The sequence below is a fragment of the Streptomyces sp. GC420 genome, assembly GCF_009916105.1.
In the GTDB taxonomy this organism is placed as follows: Bacteria; Actinomycetota; Actinomycetes; order Streptomycetales; family Streptomycetaceae; genus Streptomyces.
Genome location: NZ_JAAAXQ010000001.1, coordinates 38,562 through 61,878 on the forward strand (window position 1 = coordinate 38,562; position 23,317 = coordinate 61,878).

Annotated in this window: 17 protein-coding genes and 1 pseudogene; 12 read left to right on the plus strand and 6 right to left on the minus strand. The window is 71.6% G+C overall.

Annotated elements, in window-relative coordinates:
- Positions 1 to 77 precede the first annotated feature (77 nt).
- Genes GUY61_RS00165 through GUY61_RS00175 form a run of 3 tightly spaced genes read left to right on the plus strand, consistent with a single transcriptional unit; the run spans position 78 to position 5,086 of the window.
- Positions 78 to 2,219: an IucA/IucC family protein gene (locus GUY61_RS00165; RefSeq protein ID WP_398953635.1), complete on the plus strand. Its 2,142-nt coding sequence runs from the start codon at positions 78 to 80 to the stop codon at positions 2,217 to 2,219.
- 34 nt (positions 2,220 to 2,253) lie between these two features.
- On the plus strand, positions 2,254 to 3,057 hold the full coding sequence (locus GUY61_RS00170; RefSeq protein WP_166627940.1) for a GNAT family N-acetyltransferase: 804 nt from the start codon (positions 2,254 to 2,256) through the stop codon (positions 3,055 to 3,057).
- Positions 3,058 to 3,097: 40 nt separating this feature from the next.
- Positions 3,098 to 5,086 carry an ATP-dependent DNA helicase gene (locus tag GUY61_RS00175; protein WP_166627941.1) on the plus strand — a complete coding sequence of 663 codons (1,989 nt, stop codon included), beginning with the start codon at positions 3,098 to 3,100 and terminating at the stop codon, positions 5,084 to 5,086.
- An 88-nt stretch (positions 5,087 to 5,174) separates the two neighbouring features.
- Here GUY61_RS00175 and lexA read toward each other — a convergent pair whose 3' ends face one another.
- Positions 5,175 to 5,960 carry a transcriptional repressor LexA gene (gene lexA / locus GUY61_RS00180; RefSeq protein WP_166627942.1) on the minus strand — a complete coding sequence of 262 codons (786 nt, stop codon included), beginning with the start codon at positions 5,958 to 5,960 and terminating at the stop codon, positions 5,175 to 5,177.
- Positions 5,961 to 6,470: 510 nt separating this feature from the next.
- Here lexA and nrdR point away from each other — a divergent pair.
- Together nrdR and GUY61_RS00190 are read left to right on the plus strand one after the other, a co-directional pair.
- Positions 6,471 to 6,995, plus strand: coding sequence for a transcriptional regulator NrdR (nrdR, locus tag GUY61_RS00185; RefSeq protein ID WP_166627943.1), 525 nt, complete (start codon positions 6,471 to 6,473; stop codon positions 6,993 to 6,995).
- 120 nt (positions 6,996 to 7,115) lie between these two features.
- Positions 7,116 to 10,007 (plus strand): vitamin B12-dependent ribonucleotide reductase, encoded by a 2,892-nt coding sequence (locus GUY61_RS00190; RefSeq protein WP_166627944.1) that lies wholly within the window; start codon positions 7,116 to 7,118, stop codon positions 10,005 to 10,007.
- Positions 10,008 to 10,200: 193 nt separating this feature from the next.
- Here the strand turns inward: GUY61_RS00190 and GUY61_RS00195 are convergent, their stop codons facing one another.
- Complete coding sequence (locus tag GUY61_RS00195; protein WP_166627945.1) at positions 10,201 to 10,725, minus strand: TerD family protein; 525 nt, start codon at positions 10,723 to 10,725, stop codon at positions 10,201 to 10,203.
- A 321-nt stretch (positions 10,726 to 11,046) separates the two neighbouring features.
- Here GUY61_RS00195 and GUY61_RS00200 point away from each other — a divergent pair, with 321 nt between their 5' ends.
- The 3 genes from GUY61_RS00200 to GUY61_RS00210 all read left to right on the plus strand — a co-directional run bounded on the left by GUY61_RS00200 (position 11,047) and on the right by GUY61_RS00210 (position 13,406).
- The gene (locus GUY61_RS00200; RefSeq protein WP_166627946.1) at positions 11,047 to 11,652 is read left to right on the plus strand and encodes a YdbC family protein; all 606 of its coding nucleotides are present in this window, start codon (positions 11,047 to 11,049) and stop codon (positions 11,650 to 11,652) included.
- Between the two features lie 149 nt (positions 11,653 to 11,801).
- The gene (locus GUY61_RS00205; protein ID WP_166627947.1) at positions 11,802 to 12,461 is read left to right on the plus strand and encodes a histidine phosphatase family protein; all 660 of its coding nucleotides are present in this window, start codon (positions 11,802 to 11,804) and stop codon (positions 12,459 to 12,461) included.
- 12 nt (positions 12,462 to 12,473) lie between these two features.
- Entirely contained in the window at positions 12,474 to 13,406 is a 933-nt protein-coding gene (locus tag GUY61_RS00210; RefSeq protein ID WP_166627948.1) for an ADP-ribosylglycohydrolase family protein, read from the plus strand.
- Positions 13,407 to 14,121: 715 nt separating this feature from the next.
- Here the strand turns inward: GUY61_RS00210 and GUY61_RS39500 are convergent.
- Complete coding sequence (locus tag GUY61_RS39500; protein ID WP_243766046.1) at positions 14,122 to 14,265, minus strand: hypothetical protein; 144 nt, start codon at positions 14,263 to 14,265, stop codon at positions 14,122 to 14,124.
- Here GUY61_RS39500 and GUY61_RS00215 point away from each other — a divergent pair.
- Positions 14,240 to 15,676, plus strand: coding sequence for a DUF4153 domain-containing protein (locus tag GUY61_RS00215; RefSeq protein ID WP_398953644.1), 1,437 nt, complete (start codon positions 14,240 to 14,242; stop codon positions 15,674 to 15,676). The genes GUY61_RS39500 and GUY61_RS00215 overlap by 26 nt on opposite strands.
- Positions 15,677 to 15,786: 110 nt before the next feature.
- Here GUY61_RS00215 and GUY61_RS00220 read toward each other — a convergent pair whose 3' ends face one another.
- Positions 15,787 to 17,349 carry an MFS transporter gene (locus GUY61_RS00220; RefSeq protein ID WP_398953647.1) on the minus strand — a complete coding sequence of 521 codons (1,563 nt, stop codon included), beginning with the start codon at positions 17,347 to 17,349 and terminating at the stop codon, positions 15,787 to 15,789.
- A 109-nt stretch (positions 17,350 to 17,458) separates the two neighbouring features.
- Between GUY61_RS00220 and GUY61_RS00225 the strand changes: the two genes are divergently transcribed.
- From GUY61_RS00225 to GUY61_RS00235, 3 genes are all read left to right on the plus strand, one after another.
- Positions 17,459 to 18,076, plus strand: coding sequence for a TetR/AcrR family transcriptional regulator (locus GUY61_RS00225; protein ID WP_166627949.1), 618 nt, complete (start codon positions 17,459 to 17,461; stop codon positions 18,074 to 18,076).
- 159 nt (positions 18,077 to 18,235) lie between these two features.
- Positions 18,236 to 18,931, plus strand: a complete 696-nt coding sequence (locus GUY61_RS00230) for a ribonuclease HII (protein ID WP_166627950.1) — start codon at positions 18,236 to 18,238, stop codon at positions 18,929 to 18,931.
- 71 nt (positions 18,932 to 19,002) lie between these two features.
- A complete protein-coding gene (locus GUY61_RS00235) occupies positions 19,003 to 19,638 on the plus strand; it encodes a hypothetical protein (RefSeq protein WP_166627951.1) in 636 nt (211 codons plus the stop codon).
- A gap of 554 nt (positions 19,639 to 20,192) precedes the next feature.
- On the opposite strand, the pseudogene GUY61_RS00240 reads toward GUY61_RS00235, so the two are convergent.
- Positions 20,193 to 20,852, minus strand: a pseudogene (locus tag GUY61_RS00240) (hypothetical protein); the annotation flags it as partial.
- Positions 20,853 to 21,096: 244 nt separating this feature from the next.
- Positions 21,097 to 23,298 carry a RecQ family ATP-dependent DNA helicase gene (locus GUY61_RS00245; RefSeq protein ID WP_166627952.1) on the minus strand — a complete coding sequence of 734 codons (2,202 nt, stop codon included), beginning with the start codon at positions 23,296 to 23,298 and terminating at the stop codon, positions 21,097 to 21,099.
- Positions 23,299 to 23,317: the final 19 nt, after the last annotated feature.

A 23,317-nucleotide genomic window follows, 5' to 3' on the forward strand; every position in this document is an offset into this window, starting at 1 on the left:
TTCAGCCCTCCAGCCCTTCAGCCTCCGGCCGCTGCCGCCGCACGGTCCGCACCGCCCCCTCATACAAGGAAGGCCCCGTGAACCCCAGCCCCCAGGCCGGTACTCCCGCGATCCGGACGCCCGGAAACGACACGAAGACCCCGGAGGCCACCGCGACCGGCGCGGTCCCGGCCGAACTCCGAACGGGAACCGCCCGTCCGGCCCCGTCCGGCGCCCGGCCACCGACGGAGTCGGCCCCCACCGTCCCGCGCCAGCTCGACGGCGCCCGCGAGTCGCGCGACGCCGCGGGGGACGCGGTGACACGTCGCCGTGCCACGGGCACGGACCCGGCCGTGAGCCCGCGGCTTCCACGGGTCACCGGAGCCGGCGACGAGGCTTCCGATCCGCTCGACGACGCCGATCCCCGCAGGGCGGCGGAGGCCGCCGCGGTCGAGAACCTGCTCCGCTGCTGGGTCCGCGAGCACGACATCCCCCGGCCGTCGGGGGCGGAGCTGCGCCTGCCGCTCCCCGCCTGCGGATCGGCGCTCGTCGTACCCGTGCGGTACTGGTCGGCCACGGGCTGGCACCGCTTCGGGCCGGCCAGGCTCGAAGCCGCCCCGCACCGCGCGCCCGAGGCGGACGCGGTCACCGTCGCCGCGCTCCTCGCACGAGAGGCGGCAGTCGCGTCACGCTCCCCGGGTGCGGGTGCGGGTGCGGGTGCGGGTGCGGGTGCGGGTGCGTCGGACACGGCCACACCTGTCACGGCCGGGCACGCGGGGACCGCGCCGGCGCCGGGCCCGCACCGTGAGGCGGGCACCGATCTCGTGGCCCGCGTCGCGGACTCCGTCCTGCGCACCGCCGTCTTCATCGCCGACCGCCGGGCCTCGCCCGGCGACAGGGCGGAGGAGCTGTTCCTCAGCGCCGAGCAGTCCCTGCTGCTCGGCCACCCGATGCACCCGACCCCCAAGAGCCGCGAAGGTCTCTCCGAGGCCGAGACACGGCTCTACTCACCCGAACTGCGCGGCTCCTTCCCCCTGCACTGGATAGGTGTGGACCACTCCGTGCTGGCCACCGACTCCGCTTGGACAGAGCGCGGCCGCCCGGTGCCCGCCGCAGTGCTCACCGCGCGACTCGCCGGCGAAGGCCTCCGGGTCCCCGACCACACCGCCCTGCTGCCTCTGCACCCCTGGCAGGCACACGAGCTGAGGCACCGCCCCGACGTCGCGGCCCTCCTCGAAGCGGGACTCCTCCACGACCTCGGCGCCCACGGCGAGCCCTGGCACCCCACCTCCTCCGTACGCACCGTCCACCGGCCCGGCGCTCCGGTGATGCTGAAACTCTCCCTCGGCCTGCGCATCACCAATTCCCGCCGCGAGAACCTCCGCAAGGAACTCCACCGCGGCACCGAGGTGCACCGGCTGCTGCGGACCTGGCTGACCGAGCGGTGGCAGTCCGCGCACCCCGGCTTCGACATCGTCAGGGACCCCGCCTGGCTGGCGGTCGACGGACCCGGCGGAACACCCGTGCCCGGCCTCGACGCCATGCTCAGGCACAACCCCTTCGGCCCCGGCGACGACGCCGTCTGCGTCGCCGGGCTCACCTCACCACGTCCCTGGCCAGGCGAGCCCGTCATGCGTTCCCGTCTCGCCAGGACCGTGGACCGTCTCGCCACCCGGACCGGCCGGCCCGCCACGGCCGTGGCCGCGGAGTGGTTCCTGCGCTACCTCGAAGCCGTCGTACGCCCGGTGCTCGGGCTCGACGGGGCCGCGGGCATCGCCCTCGAGGCGCACCAGCAGAACACCCTCGTCCTGCTCGACACCGAGGGCTGGCCTGCCGGCGGCCGCTACCGCGACAACCAGGGCTACTACTTTCGGGAGTCCCACCGCTCCGCGCTCGACGCCCGGCTGCCCGGCATCGGCAGCCTCAGCGACACGTTCGTGTCCGACGAGGTCACCGACGAGCGGTTCGCCTACTACCTCGGCATCAACAACGTCCTCGGCCTCATCGGGGCCTTCGGGTCCCAGGGCCTGACCGACGAACGTGTCCTCCTGGCCGCGTTCCGCCGCTTCCTCGCGGACGCCACCGCACTCGGTTCCCCCCTGCCGGAACGCCTCCTCGACTCGCCCGTCCTGCGCTGCAAGGCCAATCTGCTCACCCGGCTGCACGGCCTCGACGAACTCGTCGGACCCGTCGACACCCAGTCCGTCTACGTCACGATCGCCAACCCCCTGCACGCATGAACGCCACCCCGGCACACGAGAGGAGGACGTCACCGTGCGAGGCATCGAAACCGGCCCCGGGCAGGAAGCCGTCACCGGGAACGGCGCCCCGTCGGGCAGCACCGACGACGCCCTCGACGACACCATCGACCTGCACCTCACCGAGGAGGTGATCCCGCTCCTCGAAGAGGATCCCGAGCCCCCCGACCCCGGACCCGGGACGGGCGACCTGCTCGACTCCGTCCCCGGCTGGGGTCCCGTCACCACCCCCGCCGGCGTCTTCCAGCTCGTACCCGTGCGCGTCGAGCGCGACCTGCCGCTCCTCACCCGCTGGATGAACGACCCGGCGGTCGCCCCGTTCTGGGGTCTCGACGGTCCGGCCGGGACCACCGCCGCCCACCTCGAGTCCCAGCTGGCGGGGGACGGCCGCAGCATCCCCTGCCTCGGAGTCCTCGGCGGCACACCGATGAGCTACTGGGAGATCTACCGTGCCGATCTCGACACCGTGGCCCGCCACTACCCGGCACGCCCCCACGACACCGGCCTCCACCTCCTCGTCGGAGGCGTGGCCGACCGGGGCCGCGGCATCGGCACCACACTGCTGCGAGCCGTCGCCGACCTGGTGTTCGACAAACGCCCGCGGTGCGCCCGCGTCATCGCGGAACCCGACCTCCGCAACGCGCCGTCCATCGCGGCCTTCCTGGGCGCGGGCTTCCGGTTCGCGGCCGAGGCCGACCTCCCCGACAAGCGCGCGGCCCTCATGATCCGGGACCGTGCGCTGCGCCACCTCCTCCCACCGAATCCGCACAGCGGCACCGCCGTCCCCGCCACGGTGCCCGGCCGCTTTCCCGAGCGGTGACCCCCCGCTTGTCAGTGCCGCACCGTAGGCTGGTCGACCTATGACGAAGCCTTCACTCCCCGAGCTCCTCCATGCCGCCGTCACCGCCGTCGGCGGCGTGGAAAGACCTGGTCAGGTCGCCATGGCCGAAGCCGTCGGCCAGGCCGTCGAGGACGGCTCCCACCTGTTGATCCAGGCCGGCACAGGCACCGGCAAATCGCTCGGCTATCTGGTGCCGGCGCTGGCCCACGGGGAGCATGTCGTCGTCGCCACCGCCACGCTGGCGCTGCAGCGCCAGCTGGTCGAGCGTGACCTTCCGCGTACGGTCGAGGCACTGCACCCGCTGCTGCGCCGTCGCCCCCAGTACGCCATGCTCAAGGGCCGTTCCAACTACCTGTGTCTGCACCGCCTCCACGAGGGCATGCCGGACGACGAGGAGGACGCCCTCTTCGACCAGTTCGAGGCCGCCGCGCCCACCAGCAAGCTGGGCAAGGACCTGCTGCGGCTGCGCGACTGGGCCGACGAGACGGAGACGGGCGACCGGGACGGTCTGAGCCCGGGTGTCTCGGACCGTGCCTGGTCCCAGGTGTCGGTGTCCTCCCGCGAGTGCCTCGGCGCGTCGAAGTGCGCGTACGGCGCGGAGTGCTTCGCCGAGGCCGCCCGGGAGCGCGCCAAGCTCGCCGATGTCGTCGTCACCAACCACGCGCTGCTGGCCATCGACGCCATCGAGGGTGCGCCCGTGCTGCCGCAGCACGAGGTGCTGATCGTCGACGAGGCCCACGAACTGGTCTCCCGCGTCACCGGTGTCGCCACCGGCGAACTCACCCCCGGCCAGGTCAACCGCGCCGTCCGCAGGGCCGCGAAGCTGGTCGACGAGAAGGTCGCGGACGCGCTGCAGACCGCCGCCGAATCCTTCGAACGGCTGATGGAGCTCGCTCTGCCCGGCCGGCTGGAGAAGATCCCTGAGGACCTGTCGTACTGCCTGATGGCGCTCCGCGACGCGGCGCGCACGGTGATCTCGGCACTCGGCTCCACGCGCGACAAATCCGTCCAGGACGAGGACGCGGTGCGCAAACAGGCCCTGGCCGCCGTCGAGAACGTGCACGCCGTCGCGGAGCGCATCGCGGGCGGCTCAGAGTACGACGTCGTCTGGTACGAACGGCACGACCGTTTCGGCGCCTCGCTGCGTGTCGCCCCGCTGTCGGTCTCGGGCCTGCTGAGGGAGAAGCTCTTCGAGGACCGATCCGTCGTCCTCACCTCCGCCACGCTCAAGCTCGGCGGTGACTTCAACGGTGTGGGCGCCTCGCTGGGCCTGGCTCCGGAAGGCACCGAGGGGGAGGACATCCCGGTGTGGCGGGGGATCGACGTCGGGTCCCCCTTCGACTATCCCAAGCAGGGCATCCTGTATGTCGCAAAGCATCTGTCCCGGCCGGCGCGCGACGGTGAGCGCGGTGACATGCTCGACGAGCTCACCGAGCTGATCCGGGCCGCGGGCGGCCGTACGCTCGGGCTCTTCTCCTCGATGCGCGGCGCCCAGTCGGCCGCGGAGGAACTGCGGTCCCGCATCCCTGAGTTCCCCATCCTGCTGCAGGGCGAGGAGACGCTGGGCGAGCTGATCAAGAACTTCGCGGCCGATCCCGGAACCTGCCTGTTCGGCACGCTCTCGCTCTGGCAGGGCGTGGACGTGCCGGGCGCGAGCTGCCAGCTGGTGGTCATGGACAAGATCCCGTTCCCGCGGCCCGACGATCCTCTGATGAGTGCCCGACAGAAGGCAGTCGAGGAGGCGGGCGGCAACGGCTTCATGGCGGTCGCCGCCACGCACGCGGCCCTGCTTATGGCGCAGGGCGCGGGCCGCCTGGTCCGGGCCTCGGGGGACAGGGGTGTGGTCGCCGTGCTGGATCCGAGGCTGGCCACGGCCCGCTACGGCAGCTATCTGCGCGCCTCTATGCCGGACTTCTGGTACACAGTGGACCGCAATCAGGTGCGCCGTTCCCTGGCTGTGATCGACGCCGCGGCGAAGGCGTCCTCCGACCCGTCCTCCGGAGCCTGACCGGCGCCCTGTCGATCGAGGGGACATGGCTGGGCCCCGGAACCGGCGCAGTTGGTTCCGGGGCCCGGTCGGTCGGGGTGTGTCGGTGTCACACCCGGCGCAGTACCGCCACCACCTTGCCGAGGATCGTCGCCTCGTCACCGGGGATAGGCTGGTACGCGGAGTTGTGCGGCAGCAGCCAGACATGGCCGTCCTCGCGCTTGAACCGCTTCACCGTGGCTTCGCCGTCCAGCATGGCTGCCACGATGTCGCCGTTCTCGGCGACCGGCTGTCGGCGGACCGTCACCCAGTCACCGTCGCAGATGGCGGCCTCGATCATCGAGTCACCGACGACCTTGAGGACGAAGAGCTCACCGTCACCGACGAGCTGCCGGGGGAGGGGGAACACGTCCTCGACCGATTCCTCGGCGAGGATGGGACCACCGGCGGCGATCCGGCCGACCAGCGGCACGTACGACGCGGCGGGCTTGCCCGCGGTGTCGGTGGGCTGCGCGCTCGGCTGGTCGGAGCCGCGCACTTCGTAAGCCCGGGGGCGGTGCGGGTCACGGCGCAGGAATCCCTTGCGCTCCAGCGCCATGAGCTGGTGTGCGACGGACGACGTACTGGACAGGCCGACCGCTTGGCCGATCTCCCGCATCGACGGAGGGTATCCGCGGCGCTGCACGGAGTCCCTGATCACCTCGATGACCCGACGCTGCCGGTCCGTGAGCCCGGTGCTGTCCGCGCGGATTCCCGGAGGCCGGCCCGGCAGCGAGCGTGCGGGCTTCTGCCCCTCGTGGTTCGTGGCTGCGTCGTTCATGGCATGCACCGGGTCGAGTCGGCTCTGGGAGCGGTTCTGGGCGGTGATGGTGGCGCTGTCTGCGGTGGTGGTCACGGCGGCCCCTCTCGTATGTTCTCCCTAGCTCGACAACGGTAGTTGCTATCGAAAGGTTGCGCCAAACACACGTTCGAGTGAAATTTCGCAATAGGCCTTACGTGATCATGCGACAGGGTGTATAGCGATGCTCTCGAACTTCCGGCATACCGGGGTGAACGGCCCGCTCCGGTTGTTCGGCGGGACCTCGCCCCGGTGCGGCACCCCGCCCCCCTGTGCCGGAGGGGTGTTCTCTCCCGTAGTCTCTGCTCGTCCCCGCGAAGGCTTCGCCGGTCCCTTCGGCCGGTCCTGCGCGCATGCCCTGCCAATGGCCGGAAAGTGCGACACGCCAAGGGTTCGATTCGGCAGCGAAACCCCAGATGTAGTGGTTGGATTGAAGTTGCCGCCCAGAAGTTGTGGTCCTTGGTGCTCCGGGCGCTCCGGCATCGCCTATGCTGGTGGCTGCTTCGCGGGGGGTCGGAAGGCCCTGGCGAGGCCGTTCAGTCGTGCTGTGAAGGAGGGTTGGGAACGATGCACTGCCCCTTCTGCAGGCACCCCGACAGCCGGGTCGTCGACAGTCGTACGACCGATGACGGCACGTCGATCCGCAGGCGCCGTCAGTGCCCCGACTGCTCCCGCCGTTTCACCACGGTGGAGACCTGCTCGCTGATGGTGGTCAAGCGGAGCGGGGTGACCGAGCCCTTCAGTCGGACCAAGGTCATCAATGGCGTGCGCAAGGCGTGCCAGGGGAGGCCCGTCACGGAGGACGCGCTCGCCCAGCTCGGCCAGCGGGTCGAGGAGGCGGTGCGTGCCACCGGCAGCGCCGAGCTGACGACGCACGACGTGGGGCTGGCCATACTCGGCCCGTTGCAGGAACTCGACCTCGTCGCGTATCTGCGGTTCGCCTCCGTCTACCGGGCCTTCGACTCGCTCGAGGACTTCGAGGCCGCGATCGCGGAGCTGCGTGCCGGGCGGCCCCCCGCCCACAGTGGAACGGGAGAGACCGAAGGGGCCCCTGGGGCCCAGGTCCCCGTGTCCGCCACCGCCGCCGACTGACACGGCGGCACACCGGACCCGTCCGGGATGCGCCGACGCGTCCCGGGCAGAAGACAGACACCGTGCCCCGGAAGATTTGGGCACATCAGGGCGTTTTCGCCCGCATATGGGAGGCGGCACATGACAGAGACGACGAGCGGCCCGGCACGAGGTTCCCGCGCCAAGAGCGGCAAGGCGAGCAAGGGCCTGCGCATCGAGCGCATCCACACCACCCCCGGCGTGCACCCGTACGACGAGGTGGAATGGGAGCGCCGTGACGTCGTCATGACCAACTGGCGCGACGGCTCGGTCAACTTCGAGCAGCGTGGCGTCGAGTTCCCCGCCTTCTGGGCGGTGAACGCGGTCAACATCGTCACCAGCAAGTACTTCCGCGGCGCGGTCGGCACCCCGCAGCGCGAGACGAGCCTCAAGCAGCTCATCGACCGCATCGTGAAGACGTACCGCAAGGCCGGCGAGGACCACGGCTACTTCGCCTCCCCCGCCGACGCCGAGATCTTCGAGCACGAGCTTGCCCACGCCCTGCTCCACCAGATCTTCAGCTTCAACTCCCCGGTGTGGTTCAACGTCGGCACGCCGCAGCCCCAGCAGGTCTCCGCCTGCTTCATCCTTTCCGTCGACGACTCCATGGAGTCGATCCTCGACTGGTACAAGGAAGAGGGCATGATCTTCAAGGGCGGCTCCGGCGCCGGCCTGAACCTCTCCCGCATCCGCTCCTCCAAGGAACTCCTCTCCTCCGGCGGCAACGCCTCCGGCCCGGTCTCCTTCATGCGCGGGGCCGACGCCTCCGCGGGAACCATCAAGTCCGGCGGCGCCACCCGCCGCGCGGCCAAGATGGTCATCCTCGACGTCGACCACCCCGACATCGAGGACTTCATCGAGACCAAGGTGAAGGAGGAGGAGAAGATCCGCGCCCTGCGCGACGCGGGCTTCGACATGGACCTGGGCGGCGACGACATCACGTCCGTCCAGTACCAGAACGCCAACAACTCGGTCCGTGTGAACGACGAGTTCATGAAGGCCGTGGAGAGCGGCGGCAAGTTCGGACTGCGCGCCCGGATGACCGGTGACGTCATCGAAGAGGTCGAGGCCAAGGCGCTCTTCCGCAAGATGGCCGAGGCCGCCTGGGCCTGCGCGGACCCCGGCATCCAGTACGACGACACCATCAACCGCTGGCACACCTGCCCCGAGTCCGGCCGCATCAACGGCTCGAACCCGTGCAGCGAGTACATGCACCTGGACAACACGTCCTGCAACCTCGCCTCGCTGAACCTGATGAAGTTCCTCAAGGACGACGGCGAGGGCCACCAGTCCTTCGACATCGAGCGCTTCTCCAGGGTCGTCGAACTCGTCATCACGGCGATGGACATCTCCATCTGCTTCGCCGACTTCCCGACCGAGAAGATCGGCGTCAACACCCGCGCCTTCCGCCAGCTGGGCATCGGCTACGCCAACCTCGGCGCCCTGCTCATGGCCACCGGCCACGCCTACGACTCCGACGGCGGCCGCGCCCTGGCAGGTGCCATCACCTCGCTGATGACGGGAACGTCCTACCGCCGCTCCGCCGAACTCGCCGCCGTCGTGGGCCCGTACGAGGGCTACGCCCGCAACGCCGAGCCCCACAAGCGCGTCATGAAGCAGCACGCCGACGCCAACGCGACGGCCGTCCGCACGGACGACCTGGACACCCCGATCTGGGCCGCCGCCACGGAGGCCTGGCAGGACGTGATCCGCCTCGGCGAGAAGAACGGCTTCCGCAACTCCCAGGCGTCCGTCATCGCCCCGACCGGCACCATCGGCCTGGCGATGTCCTGCGACACCACCGGCCTCGAGCCCGACCTCGCGCTGGTCAAGTTCAAGAAGCTGGTCGGCGGCGGCTCGATGCAGATCGTCAACGGAACCGTTCCGCAGGCGCTGCGCCGCCTCGGCTACCAGCCGGAGCAGATCGAGGCGATCGTCGCCCACATCGCCGAGCACGGCAACGTGATCGACGCCCCGGGGCTCAAGCAGGAGCACTACGAGGTCTTCGACTGCGCCATGGGCGAGCGCTCCATCTCCGCGATGGGCCACGTCCGCATGATGGCGGCGATCCAGCCGTGGATCTCCGGCGCCCTCTCCAAGACGGTGAACCTGCCCGAGTCCGCCACGGTCGAGGACGTCGAAGAGGTCTACTTCGAGGCCTGGAAGATGGGCGTCAAGGCGCTCGCCATCTACCGCGACAACTGCAAGGTGGGCCAGCCGCTCTCCGCCAAGAAGAAGGACCGGAAGGCCGAGCCCGCCGCGGAGAAGGCGGTCGAGCCGGCCAAGGTCGAGAAGGTCGTCGAGTACCGCCCGGTGCGCAAGCGCCTCCCCAAGGGACGGCCCGGCATCACCACCTCGTTCACGGTGGGGGGCGCCGAGGGTTACATGACGGCCAACTCCTACCCCGACGACGGTCTGGGCGAGGTCTTCCTGAAGATGTCCAAGCAGGGTTCGACCCTTGCGGGCATGATGGACGCCTTCTCCATCGCCGTCTCCGTCGGCCTGCAGTACGGCGTCCCGCTGGAGACGTACGTCTCGAAGTTCACGAACATGCGCTTCGAGCCCGCGGGCATGACGGACGACCCGGACGTGCGGATGGCCCAGTCGATCGTCGACTACATCTTCCGCCGCCTGGCGCTGGACTTCCTGCCGTTCGAGACCCGCTCCGCCCTCGGCATCCACTCTGCCGAGGAACGTCAGCGGCACCTGGAGACCGGCTCCTACGAGCAGTCCGTCGACGACGAGGACGTGGACGTGGAGGGCCTGGCCCAGTCCGCCCCCCGGCAGCAGGAACTGAAGGCGGTCGTCGCCGCCCCGAAGCCGGAGGCCGCCCAGCCCGCCCCGCAGGAGGCGCACACCTCGGCCGAACTCGTCGAGATGCAGCTCGGCATCCAGGCCGACGCGCCGCTCTGCTTCTCCTGCGGCACGAAGATGCAGCGCGCCGGCTCCTGCTACATCTGCGAGGGCTGCGGCTCGACGAGCGGCTGCAGCTGATACTGAGCACCGCCGGGGTGTGAGTCCTGCGGGTCAGGGCGGTGGAGCCGGGTCGTCGGCTCCACCGCCCTTCCCGTGGCCGACGCCCCTCCTACCGGTCTTCCGGCACGCGCAGCGCAGGGCCGCGGGGCAGAGCGAGGGGCGGCGAGCCATCGGCTCGCCGCCCCTCGGGCTCCCTCGTCGCGAGGCGCCGTCACTCCTTGCCCATCACCCGGGCGAAGTTCCTGGGGTCGGTGTCGAACCCGCGCAGGGAGGACCTCAGACGCCACGCGCCCGACTCGTCGCGGAAGAACTCGGCGACGGTCGCGGCCGTGGCGTCGGCCACCGGCGTGAAGTCACCGCCGCCGAGTTCCGTGTATCCCTCGGCGATGCGGTAGGAGGCCCGCCTGATGCGGCCGAACGGCTTACGGGACGCGCCCTGCTGTATCGCGATGCCCACGACGACCCGTGTGTACACCGGGGCCATGCGCTCCAGCTCCAGGGTCACGGCCTCGTCGATGCCCAGGCCCTGCCCGGTGCGGCTGTCCCGGTCGAGCGTGATGGTGCCGTCGGGCGAGCGGCTGTCGAAGTGCACGAGGTAGGCCGGCTCGCCGTACGGGCCCGTGCCGGTGTAGGTAGCGGCGATGATGTCGAGGTCGTCGTCCTCCTCACCGAGAGGACTGGGGTCCCACTTGAGTGTGATCTGGACCTTCCTGAGCCCCTTGTTGAGATCGCTCACCAGGCATTCCCCCTTCATTACGACCGGCAGGCACAACCTCCGATGTTGTCACGCCCGATGCCCCGGCAGGCCCGCGTTTCCGTTCCGGATGGCCTGATCTTTTCCATGATCACATGCGGTCGCCGTCCGGAGCCGTTCCGCTTCGCGGAGACCGGGGGAGAGGGAGAAGGGCGGCCGACCCGGCACGGGCCCGATCGTCACCGCGCTCGGGGTCCGGCGGTTTCCGTGAACGGCCGCCCGAGGGGGCCGGTGGACCGGTCCCCGCGGACGCCGCTCACCAGGGAGGGACCAAGGGCGCGCGGGGCCCCGTACGATGGCGCGGTGCTGGTCAAGTGGACTCGCTGCACCGTGGTGGACCGTAGGGGGTTCGAGCGGGGACAGCGGAGATGGGCGGGGTTGCTCGGCGAGCCGGGCTTCCGGGGGCAGAGCGGCGGATGGAGCCGGGGGCGCCCCGGGGTGGCGCACATATTCGCCTTCTGGGAGAGCCGTGCCTTCTACGACTCCTTCATGGCGCGCTCCCACGACCGCCTCGGCTCCTCGCAACTGGGGACCTTCACGAACGCGCAGGTCAAGCTGTTCGACCATCGCTTCGATGTGAAGACCGGCTTCGAGCCGCGCTTCACGGACGCCGATGTCGTACGGGTCGCCCACTGCAGGGTGCACCCCGACCGCGTCGACAATTTCGTTCTCATGCAGGAGAAGGTCTGGAACCCGGCGATGGCGGGCTCGCCCGGGATGCTGCGCGGGCTGTTCGGGGAGGCTCCCGGGAACGAGTTCCTGGTGCTGTCCATGTGGCGGTCGGCCGCCGAGCACGGCAAATACCGCGCGGAGCGGATAGAGCGCCTGTCCCTGCGCGCCCAGACGGAGGCGGACCTCGCCGCGCTCGCCGGAGACGTGGTGGACCTGGAGCCGACCTGGACGGTGTGACCGCGCACCGGCGCCGTGTCGGCGCAGGTGCTCCGTCTCCACGGGTTGCCGGGCGCCGACTGCCCGATATCTACTGGATTGCCGAGTCGGGGTCGTCACATCGCGGGCACGGGCGCCCGTACGAGCCCCGTTCGATCTAGGGTTGCGGCATGGCACGACCTCGGCGCATTGTCCTGATCCGGCACGGAGAGTCGGAGGGCAATGCCGACGACACGGTGTACGAACGGGAGCCCGATCACGCACTGCGACTCACCGCGACCGGACGCAAACAGGCCGAGGAGGCCGGGGTGCGGATGCGCCGGCTGTTCGGGCAGGAGCGGGTCAGCGCCTACGTCTCCCCGTACCGGCGCACGCATGAGACGTTCCACCGCCTCGGACTCGACCCCTCGCTGGTGCGGGTACGGGAGGAGCCCAGACTGCGCGAGCAGGACTGGGGGAACTGGCAGGACCGGGAGGACGTCCGGCTGCAGAAGGCGTACCGGGACGCGTACGGGCACTTCTTCTACCGATTCGCGCAGGGCGAGTCCGGGGCCGATGTCTACGACCGGGTGGGGGCCTTCCTGGAGAGCCTCTACCGCAGTTTCGAGAAGCCGGACCATCCGCCGAACGTCCTGATCGTCACCCACGGGCTGACGATGCGGCTGTTCTGCATGAGGTGGTTCCACTGGACGGTCGCGGAGTTCGAGTCACTGTCCAACCCGGGGAACGCGGATTCGAGGACGCTCATGCTGGGGGACGACGGTAAATACCGGCTCGACCGGCCCTTCGAGCGCTGGTGCACCCCCGAACCCTACGACCTCACCCATTAGAGTGACTGTGCGATGATCGCTGACCCCTCCCCCCGCCCGAGCGACCGGACCGGTGCGGACGACCCGCGCTTTGAGAGAGCACTGGCCAGCCTGCGGGGACTGGCCGTGGGAGACGCCCTCGGCTCCCAGTTCTTCGTACCGGCGAACTATCCGCTGCTGAAGCGGCGGGAACTCCCCGAGGGCCCCTGGTGCTGGACGGACGACACGGAAATGGCCTGCTCGGTGCTGGCCGTGCTCGCCCGCCACGGCCGCATCGACCAGGACGCCCTGGCCGGCTCCTTCGCCGACCACCACGACTTCGACCGCGGCTACGGCCCCGCCGTCAACAGGCTGCTGCGGCTGGTCAGGGAGGGCGGCGACTGGCGGGAGCTGTCCGCCGCGCTGTTCAACGGGCAGGGGTCGTGGGGCAACGGCGCGGCCATGCGGATCGCCCCGCTGGGCGCCTGGTACGCCGACGACCCGGAGCAGGCCGCACACCAGGCCGAGATCTCCGCCTACCCCACCCACCAGCACCGCGAGGCCGTCGTAGGCGCCATGGCAGTCGCCGCGGCCGCCGCCCTCGTGGCCGCGCCACCGGAGCCGCCGGAGCCCGGGGCCCTGCTCGACGCCGTCGTCGACCTGGTGCCGCGCAGCGCCGTCCAGGCCGGCCTGCGCCGGGCCCGCGGCATGCTCGACTACGCCGACGTGACCACGGTCGCGGCCGTGCTGGGGTGCGGACGCAGGACCAGCGCGCACGACACGGTGCCGTTCGCCCTGTGGGCCGCCGCCCGGAACCTCGGCGACTACGAGGAGGCGTTCTGGGCGACCGCTCAGGCGGGCGGGGACGTCGACACCAACTGCGCGATCGTCGGGGGAGTGCTGGGTGCGGGGCGGACGGGGGCGCCGCCGGAGAGCTGGGTCCGGAACACGGAGTCACTGCCCGACTGGGTGCCGACGGCTCTCTGAGCGGTCTGAGAATCCGGCGCCCTCCTCCGGTGGTGCCGGAGTCCGTGGTGCCGGCCCCGGAGTGTCACGGTCCTGCCACAGTGCCGCCGGAGCGCGCTGACGCCCAGCGCACGGTACTAGCGTGTCCGGGACCGCGCCGCGTTGATCATGGTCGGCGGGCGAACGAGACGCCGGGGCCCGGACGCCGTACCGAGGCGGCGAGGAGGGCCCGGCCGGGAGGGGGGCCTGTGGCCGATACACCCGATACGCCTGACATACCTGACGCGCCAAGGGTGCCGGACGGGGCCGACGTGCGGGAGACGACCGGCGAGCCCGGCGCCCCAGGGGCAGCGGGGGCCGCAGGAGCAGCGCCCGCCGAGTCCGGGGAGATGGCGGTCGGGGCGTCCGGGCCCGAGGCCGTCGAGGGGTCCCGGTCCTCCGGTTCCGGGCCCGTGCCGCATGGGGCCACGCCCTCCGGGTCCGGCTCGGCGCCGGGCGCGGGGGAACCCGGCGGGGCAGCCGGCACCGCGGGCGCCACGCGGGAGCCCGTGCCGCCGCGGGCGTCCGCCGCGTCGACGGCGGCCGGGAGCGGTTCGGCGGATACCCGGCAGCCGGCCCGCCCGGGCCATCCCGGTCACGCCGCCCGTTCCCGGTCCTCCTCCCCGGGTGCCGCCCCGCGCGGCGCGGCCGCGCACACCGGTCAGGGAACGCGCCGCCCCGCGGCGACGCACTCGGCTCAGTCCTGGTCGCAGCCCGCGCCCTGGCAGGCCCCGCCGAAGGCCGAGCCGCCCGCGTGGGTGGTGGCGGTCAAGGCGCGGCCGACCGCCACGATCGGCACCGCCACCTTGTGGTCGGTGCTGGCGACCGCCGTGCTGAGCATGCTGCTGCTCGGCGAGGGGATCGGCCTCAACCTGCTGTTTGTCGCCGTACCGGCCTCCCTCGCGGCGTTCTTCGCGGCGCGCGCCGCCGGCCGCAGGCCTCGCGCGTGGACCGTCGCGTGGGCGGCCGGCGGGCTCTTGCTTCTGCTGGTGCCCACACTGCGGGACGCCGGCTGGCCGACATTCCTCGCCATGGTCTCGGCGCTGGCGCTGGGTTCGCTCGCCCTGCACGGCAGTCGTACCTGGCCGGGAGTGCTGTTCGCCCCCTTCGGGCTCTTCGCTTCGGTCGGCCCCGGCATCCGATGGGCCGTGCAAGGGATCAGGGCTCGGGCGGACGGCTCCCGGGACCGCTGGGGGCCCGTCGTCCGCACCGTCGTGGTGGCCACCGTGCTGCTGCTGGTCTTCGGTGCCCTCTTCGCGAGCGCCGACGCCGCCTTCGCCGATCTGCTCGGCGGCCTGACACCCGATTTCTCCGTCGCCGACGGACCGTGGCGGGTACTCCTCTTCCTCGTCGGCCTGATCTCGGCGGTGGCGGTCGCCCGCACCGCCGCCGCCCCGATGCGCTGGGACCGCATCCGTATCCGGCCGGGCAAGGCCCGCAGGCGGGCGGAGTGGGCGCTGCCACTGATCGCCCTCGACCTGCTCTTCGCGGCGTTCATCGCGGTCCAGCTCGCGGTGCTGTTCGGCGGCTACCGGAAGGTACTGGCGGAGACGGACCTGTCGTACGCGGAGTACGCACGGCAGGGCTTCTGGCAGCTGCTGTGGGCCACGCTGCTCACGCTGGTGGTGATCGCTCTCGCGCTGCGCAGCGCGCCGCGCGGCAGGACCGCCGACCGGACCCTCGTCCGGTCGGTCCTCGGCACGCTGTGCACACTGACGCTCGTCGTCGTGGCGTCCGCGCTGCGGCGCATGGACCTGTACGTGGACGCGTACGGGCTGACCCGGCTGCGGATCTCCGTCGCCGCCATGGAGATCTGGCTCGGGCTCGTCATCGTGCTGATCATGGCGGCCGGGGCACTCGGGGCGGTCGGGGCGCGCCGGCTGCCGCGCGCCGTGGCGGCGAGCGCGGGAGCCGCCGTACTCGCCTTCGGGCTGATGTCCCCGGACGCGGTGGTCGCGGAGCGGAACGTGCAGCGCTACGAGGAGAGCCGCAAGATCGACCTGAGCTACTTCAGGGACCTGTCCGCCGACGCCGTACCCGCCCTGGACAGGCTTCCCGAACCCCAGCGCTCCTGCGCGCTGGAAGGCATCGCGGACGCTCTCGGCCAGGAGGCGGACAAACCCTGGTACGCGACGAGCCTGGGAGAGGCGCGGGCCAGGGACCTGCTGGCGAAGCGGCCGCCGACCGCCGACTACGACACCTGCCGTCGCCTCGGCGCCTACGACAGCCGCATGCTGGACGGCTCGTACTGACGCGTGGCGAACGACGTACGGGGAACCGGGCACCGGCAGGTGGGACCGGCTCCCCGTACGTCCCGCCCGCGGCGAGTGCGGCTGCTTGCGCGCGGGGACCTCGGGGTGTCTCAGGCTCCGGCGGATCCGGCCGTGCCCGACGTGCCGCTCAGCGCCTCCAGGTCGCTCTTGCGGACCCGGACGACCAGCACCGCGGTGAGCAGCGCCACCCCCACCATGGCGACCCCAACCCAGAAGGCGCTGGATATGCCCGAGGTGAGCACTTCGTGGGCCCAGGGCGGCGGCAGTTCGCCCGACTCGGCGAACTTGGCCCTCTGCTCGTCCGATGCCTGGGCCATGAACTGCCCGACCTGCTTCTGGCCCTCCTCGCGGCTCGCGGACCCGAAGGCCGTCACCAGGATGGACAGTCCCAGTGATCCGCCCACCTGCTGGGTGGCGTTGAGCAGCCCGGAGGCAGCGCCGGCCTCGTGCTGTGCCACGCCGGACAGGGCGGTCAGGGTCAGCGTGACGAAGTTCAGGCCCATGCCGAAGCCGAACAGCAGCATCGGTCCGAGAACTCCCCCGGCGTACGAGCTGTGGGGGGTGACCATCGTCTGCCAGGCCAGGCCCGTGCCGGTCAGCGCCGTGCCGATGATCAGGAACGGCTTCGGGCCCAGCACCGGCAGCAGCCGCTGGGAGAGACCGGCGCCGAGCATGATGGCTGCGGTGACCGGCAGGAAGGCGAGGCCGGACATGATCGGTGAGTAGCCCAGCACATCCTGCACGAACAGGACGATGAAGAAGAACATGCCGAACATCGCCGCGGCCAGGCTCAGCATGATCACATACGTGCCGGAACGGTTGCGGTCGGCGAACATCCGCAGCGGGGTGATCGGCTCCCGTGCCCTGGCCTCGATCAGCGTGAAGGCGAGGAGGAGTATCAGCGAGCCACCGAACGAGGCGAGCGTCAGCTCGTCCCGCCAGCCCTTCTCCGCCGCCCTGATGAAGCCGTAGACGAGGGCGACCATGCCGAGCGTCGAGGTGAGGGCGCCCAGGATGTCGAAACGGCCGGGGTGCCGTTCCGACTCGCTGATGTAGACCGGCGTGAGGACCGCGATCAGCAGTCCGATCGGCACGTTGACGAAGAGCACCCAGCGCCAGTCGAGCCACTCGGTGAGCATGCCGCCCGCGAGCAGGCCCACGGCGCCGCCACCCGCGGAGACGGCCGCGAAGACACCGAACGCCCGGTTCCGTTCCGGTCCTTCGGGGAACATCGTGGTGATGAGGGCCAGTGAGGTGGGCGAGGCGATGGCGCCTCCGACGCCCTGCAGGGCGCGGGCGGCGAGCAGTTGCCAGGGCTCCTGGGCGAAGCCACCGAGCAGTGAGGCCGCGGTGAAGAGCAGGATGCCGGTCATGAAGACGCGCCGGCGCCCCAGGATGTCGCCTGCCCGGCCGCCCAGGAGCAGGAGCCCGCCGAAGGTGAGGGTGTAGGCACTGAGGACCCACGAGAGGTCCGTGGTGGAGAAACTGAGCGCGTCCCGGATGTGCGGAAGGGCGATGTTCACAATCGTCGCGTCGAGTACCACCATGAGCTGGCAGGCGGCGATGACGGTGAGTGCGACCCCCGGGTGCCCCTCCCGGCGGGCGGCGCCCGGCGTACGGTGTGCGGTCGGCTTGTCCAGAGAGGTTGTCACTGCGAATCCCCCAGAATGGATTAGTGAACGTCGCCGTTCACTACGTCGACGGTAGCGAGTCCTCAGCAGTGAACGCAAGCGTTCACTGAAGCCCGATGGAGAGAAAACGATGCCCAGTTCGCGCTCGACGGCCACCACGACCACCGCCTCGGCGCCCTCGCGCCGCCGCGGTTCCGTGCTGGAACGGGCGATCCTCGACGCCGCGCTCGAGCAGCTCGGCACGGTCGGCTGGAACGGCCTGACCATGGAGGGCGTCGCCGCCGGCGCGCAGACCGGCAAGGCCGCCGTCTACCGCCGCTGGCCGTCCAAGGAGGATCTCGTCGCCGACGCCCTACGGGCGGGGCTGCCCGAACTCGGTGCGGCGCCCGACTGCGGCAGCGTCCGTGAGGACCTGCTGCGGCTGTGTCTCCGGATGCGGGACGCGATGTACTCACGCCCCGGCCACGCTCTTCGCTCTGTCATTCACGAATGCGACGCGACGGCCGCCGAGCGGTTCCACGGTGTGATCCTCGCCCGGGTCGTGGAGCCCTCGACCCGTCTCATAAGAGACGTCATCCGGCGCGGAATCGAGCGGGGAGACGTTCGCGCCGACGCGGACGACGACCTGGTCGCCGATGTCGTTCCCGCCCTGATGATGTACCGCGCGAAGATGTGCGCCAGCGAATGGCCGGAGGCGGACATCGCTGATGTCATCGACCGCGTGATGCTGCCGCTGCTGCGGCCCTGACGCTTACCGGGCCCGCGTCCGGCGCCCGCCGGGCCCGGCCCCGGCGCCGGCCGTCACCAGGGCGCCGGGACGCAAGGCGCGGCGCACGACACCGCGCCCCGGCGGACGCGTGGGGCGGGGTGTCGCCTCTCGTCCGGGCGGCGTAACCTGACTGGCGCCATGCCGTACGAACCGCCCACACATCGCGTCGAACGCTCCCTCCGGGCCACCACCGGAGCCAGGGTCGTCGCAGGCGTCGACGAGGTCGGGCGGGGTGCGTGGGCAGGCCCGGTCACCGTCTGCGCCGCCGTCACGGGACTGCGCACGCCCCCTGAGGGGCTCACCGATTCGAAACTCCTCACACCCAGGCGACGTGAGGAGTTGGCCCGGGTGCTGAACGGCTGGGTCACCGCCCACGCACTGGGGCACGCTTCACACGAGGAGATCGACCGGCTCGGGATGACGGCGGCACTGCGGCTGGCTGCGGTACGGGCCCTCGACGGCCTTCCCGTCCGGCCCGACGCCGTGATCCTCGACGGCAAGCACGACTACCTGGGCGCGCCCTGGAAGGTCCGCACGGTCGTCAAGGGCGACCAGTCCTGCGTCGCCGTCGCGGCCGCCTCGGTCATCGCCAAGGTCCACCGGGACAAAATGATGGCCGAACTGGGTATCGAACATGCAGACTTCGGTTTTGCGGCCAATGCGGGCTATCCCTCGCCGGTGCACAAGGCCGCGCTGGAGGAGCAGGGGCCGACCCCGTACCACCGTCTGTCCTGGGCCTATCTCGATGCGCTGCCCCGGTGGCGGCACCTCAAGAAGATCCGGAGTGTCACGGACGATCTGGAAAGCGGGGGCCAACTCGGCTTCGAGTTCTGAAGTTCGTAAAGTCGCACGTACGTACCACCCCGCCGCAGCGGGCCGCAGCCACGTTTGGTAGACATCCACCCATGCCTCTCATCCCCGAGGAGCCTCAGATTCACGAGAGTGTCCCGGGTCCCCGCGCGACGCCGGCCGCAGGCCGTGCCACGGCGACCCCCCGTCCCGTTCCCGGCCCCCGGCCCGCGGCAGCGCCGCGTCCCGGGCGCCCCGGTCCCGGTCCGGCCAGGCCGGCAGCTCCGGCGCAGCGCGCTCCGCGCGAGCCGGTGAAGCCCGCGGCCGGTCCGGGCGCTGCGCAGGCCACGGCCACCACCCCGCAGCCCCAGATCCAGCTCATTCCGGCCTCCGTCACCGGCGCGCTGGACGCCGCCGAGGAGGCGGTCGACCTGCTGCTGGAAAACGGCCGCGCACCCGGTGACGTCCTGGTGCTCACCACGGGAGAACCACACCCGTGGGCCGCGCACGAACTGTCCTTCGGCGAGGCGGCCTACTGGGCGCAGCACGACGCGGGCGACGACGTCTTCTACGCCGACAGCGCCGTGGCGGGCCGTGCCGCCGCCAGGCCGGTCGTCGTGGTCGCGCTGAACGGCGGTGCGGACGGCGAGGTCGGCCGTGCCCTGCCCGTCGCCCTGAGCAAGGCCGGCGCGCTGCTGATCGTCTGCGGCGATCCGAAGCGGATCAACAGCCTGCTCGGCAAGAGCGCCTGAGACCCGCCGGGCTCCCGCTTGCAGCGGTCTGCCCGGTGGACTCCCGCACAGCCGCTCGGGCCCGCAAGGGCCGGGCGGCCGCTTGGGCGTGCCCGGGACCGTACGGCGCGGCAGCGTGGCGGCCCGGTCGGGCGCCCGCGGGGCCGTGCCTGTGTCCGCGCCACGTCCGCGGCACCGTGTGCCGTGAACAGCCCCGGCTCCGCCCGCCGTTGCCCGGTGGCCTCCGCCGCACCGGACCATCGCTGCGGCAGGCACGCGGGCACGGCCTGGGGCACCGTCCGTCCGGGGCGGGGCGGTGGGCGGGACTCCCGTCCGGACCGCTCGCCGCCGGCCGGGGTTGCTCAGCGGGCCGCCGTGCTGGGCAGGGCCCAGAAGGCGCCGCCGGAGGTCCGCGGCGTGCCCCGCTGGCCGTCGATCGGTGGGATGACCGGGGCCTGAGGGCTGCGAGGGACCTGCGGCACACGTGAGGCGTGCGCGGCGCCGGACTGAGCCGGGATGGGGGCCACGGCCCTGACCGGAGAGTCCGCCCTGGCGGCGGGCGCCGACGCGTCGGAGCGCGCCGCCCGCCGGGCCTGCGTCGGGGCGGCTATCCGAGGCGGCCTGCGCGGCTGCCCCGGGTGCGGGACCGCGACGGCCCCCGGCTCCGGGTCCGGGTGCGGCCGTGCTCCCATGGGAGCGGCGACCGGGGTGTCCGCGTTGGGATGCCGGCCGCTGCGGCCCTCGCCCAGCACCTGCCAGCCCTCGTGAGTCAGCGTGATGTACGCACCGCAGCGCAGGCCGTGCAGGGTGCAGGCATCCCGCAGCCCCCACATCCAGGCCCCGTCCTCCTCCGTCCACCGGCCGTCGCCCTCACGGCAGTAGAGGAGCACCGCCGTCCGTACGGGGGCGCGCCGCCGCAGATCGTGCGGGATGACCCGGCGCAGCTGGGCCAGCAGCGCGTTGCGGAACTCCCATCCGTCGGCGGGTATCGCGCGGCGGTGGAACGAGGCGCTGGCGCTCAGCCGTTCCTCGGGGTCGAGTACGGCGACCACGGCGGTCGAGGCCGTCGGCAGGTGCAGGGAGTGCAGACCGCTGACCACCTCGCGCGGACTGCGCAGCAGGGGGATGCCCGCGGCCGCCCATTCGGCAGGCTCCAGCATCCGGGCCGCACGGTTGGGCGAGTTGGCGGAAGCGGCTCCCGACTGCGCGGCGGACGGAGCGAATCCGAAGGTCACGGTCCTCCCTTCGTCTACGCGGAACACGCGAGCTGCACGTTCTGGGTGCCCCTGCGGCGGACATGAGCTGGCTGTGGGAGCGCATCGCGTCATGGCCCGAAGGCATCGAGCCCGGGCAGTGCGGAAGCGATTCCAATTCTTGCGGTCGTAACGGCATGCGGCAACGAGCAATTGACCGAGGGGGAGGGAATGTGGCGCTTTGTCGTCAATGTTCGTCAACCCCATCACCCACTGTTACTCCGTGTCACCCCTGAACGGCGAGGACCAGGGGGAACACCGCCTCGGCTCCCGCTCTGCGCAGCAGCCTGGCTGCGACCGCGAGCGTCCAGCCGGTGTCCGTGAAGTCGTCCACGAGCAGCACCGGGCCCGGCGTCGCCGCGATGGCCTCCGCCAGCGGTGGTGGCACCGTCAGGGCTCCGTGCAGCGCCTTCAGCCGCTGGGCGCTGTTGCTGCGCGGTACCCGCGCGACTCCCGAGTCCTCGGCGTACTCCACCGTGCCCAGCAGGGGCATACGGCCGATCTCCGCGATCCGTTCGCCCAGTGAACGGATCAGTCGCGGCCGGGACCTCGAATCGAGGATCACCACTCCGACCGGCCTCGCCGGGATCGGCCGCGCCCCGTCCTCCGTCCCGGCGGAGGCGTCGGCCGGTGATGCGCCGGATGCCCAACCGCCCGGTCCCTTCGCCCAGTCTGCGAGCACCGTCACCACCGCGTTCACCACATCGTGGGGAACCGGACCGTCAGGTGCGCCCGGCGCCAGCATGGGACGCAGCCGGTTGCCCCAGCCGATGTCGGAGAGCCGTCCCAAGGCGCGCCCCGGACCGGCCTGTTCACCGACCGGGATGCGGCCCTTCAGGTCGACACCCACTGCGGCCAGACCCGTGGGCCACATCTTGCGCGGCTCCACCTCCACGCCGGGACGGCCGAGTTCACCGCGCGCGGCGTCCAGCGCCGCCGGCGAGACCTCGGCGGTGAAGCGGGGGCCCGCGCAGTTGTCGCACCGTCCGCACGGCGCCGCGTCCTCGTCGTCGAGCTGCCGGCGCAGGAACTCCATCCGGCACCCGCTCGTCGCCGCATACTCACGCATCGCCCGTTGCTCGCTCTCGCGCTGCCGAGCCACCCAGGCGTAACGCTCGGCGTCGTAGGACCACGGCTGTCCGGTCGCCGTCCAGCCGCCGCGCACCCGGCGCACCGCGCCGTCCACGTCCAGCACCTTCAGCATGGTCTCGAGCCTGGAACGGCGCAGTTCCACCAAGGGCTCCAGGGCCGGCAGCGACAACGGGCGATCCGCCGCCGCCAGCACGTCGAGCGTGCGCCGCACCTGTTCCTCGGGCGGGAACGCCAGCGAGGCGAAGTACTTCCAGATCGCCTCGTCCTCGGGGCCGGGCAGCAGGAGCACCTCGGCATGGTCCACTCCCCGCCCGGCCCGGCCGACCTGCTGGTAGTAGGCGATGGGGGAGGAGGGGGAGCCGAGATGCACGACGAAACCCAGGTCGGGTTTGTCGAAGCCCATGCCGAGCGCGGAGGTGGCCACCAGCGCCTTGACCCGGTTGGCGAGCAGGTCCTCCTCCGCCTGCTGACGGTCGGCGTTCTCCGTCTTCCCCGTGTACGCGGTGACGCTGTGTCCGCACTGCCGCAGATACGCGGTGACCTCCTCGGCCGCCGCGACGGTCAGGGTGTAGACGATCCCGGAACCCGGCAGCTCGGGCAGGTGATCCGCCAGCCACGCCAGCCGGTGGGCCGCGTCCGGCAGCCGCAGCGCGCCCAGGCTCAGGGACTCCCGGTCCAGCGGACCGCGCAGCACCAACGCGTCCGAGCCGCTGCCGGTGCCCAGCTGCTCGGCGACGTCGGCGGTGACGCGGGCGTTGGCCGTGGCCGTCGTCGCGAGCACCGGCACGTCGGGCGGAAGGTCGGCCAGCATCGTCCGCAACCGCCGGTAGTCCGGCCGGAAGTCATGACCCCAGTCGGAGATGCAGTGGGCCTCGTCGACCACGAGCAGGCCGGTGGCCGAGGCCAGCTTGGGCAGCACCTCATCACGGAAATCGGGGTTGTTCAGCCGCTCGGGGCTGACCAGCAGGACATCCACCTCGCCCGCGGCCACCTCGGCCTGGACGGTTTCCCACTCCTCGGTGTTGGCGGAATTGATCGTGCGGGCGCGGATTCCCGCACGCCCGGCCGCCTCCACCTGATTGCGCATCAGCGCGAGAAGCGGAGAAATGATCACGGTGGGGCCGCTGCCGCGCTCCCGCAGCAGCGCGGTGGCCACGAAATAGACCGCGGACTTGCCCCAGCCGGTGCGCTGCACGACCAGCGCCCGGCGCCGCTCGGCGACGAGCGCCTCGATCGCCCGCCACTGGTCCTCGCGCAGCCGGGCGGATCCCGTGGTGTCACCGACGAGGCGGGCGAGGACGGAATCGGCGGATGACCGGAGGTCTGTGTTGCTCATGCCCCCATGCAACCCGATG

Bases quoted from the DNA above. Each gene is read 5' to 3' on its own strand.
- GUY61_RS00245 (WP_166627952.1), bottom strand. From the start codon at position 23,298: ATGAGCAACACAGACCTCCGGTCATCCGCCGATTCCGTCCTCGCCCGC.
- GUY61_RS00175 (WP_166627941.1), top strand. From the start codon at position 3,098: ATGACGAAGCCTTCACTCCCCGAGCTCCTCCATGCCGCCGTCACCGCC.
- GUY61_RS00210 (WP_166627948.1), top strand. From the start codon at position 12,474: ATGATCGCTGACCCCTCCCCCCGCCCGAGCGACCGGACCGGTGCGGAC.
- GUY61_RS00205 (WP_166627947.1), top strand. From the start codon at position 11,802: ATGGCACGACCTCGGCGCATTGTCCTGATCCGGCACGGAGAGTCGGAG.
- GUY61_RS00230 (WP_166627950.1), top strand. From the start codon at position 18,236: ATGCCGTACGAACCGCCCACACATCGCGTCGAACGCTCCCTCCGGGCC.
- nrdR (WP_166627943.1), top strand. From the start codon at position 6,471: ATGCACTGCCCCTTCTGCAGGCACCCCGACAGCCGGGTCGTCGACAGT.
- GUY61_RS00235 (WP_166627951.1), top strand. From the start codon at position 19,003: ATGCCTCTCATCCCCGAGGAGCCTCAGATTCACGAGAGTGTCCCGGGT.
- GUY61_RS00225 (WP_166627949.1), top strand. From the start codon at position 17,459: ATGCCCAGTTCGCGCTCGACGGCCACCACGACCACCGCCTCGGCGCCC.
- GUY61_RS39500 (WP_243766046.1), bottom strand. From the start codon at position 14,265: ATGCTCAGCACGGCGGTCGCCAGCACCGACCACAAGGTGGCGGTGCCG.
- GUY61_RS00190 (WP_166627944.1), top strand. From the start codon at position 7,116: ATGACAGAGACGACGAGCGGCCCGGCACGAGGTTCCCGCGCCAAGAGC.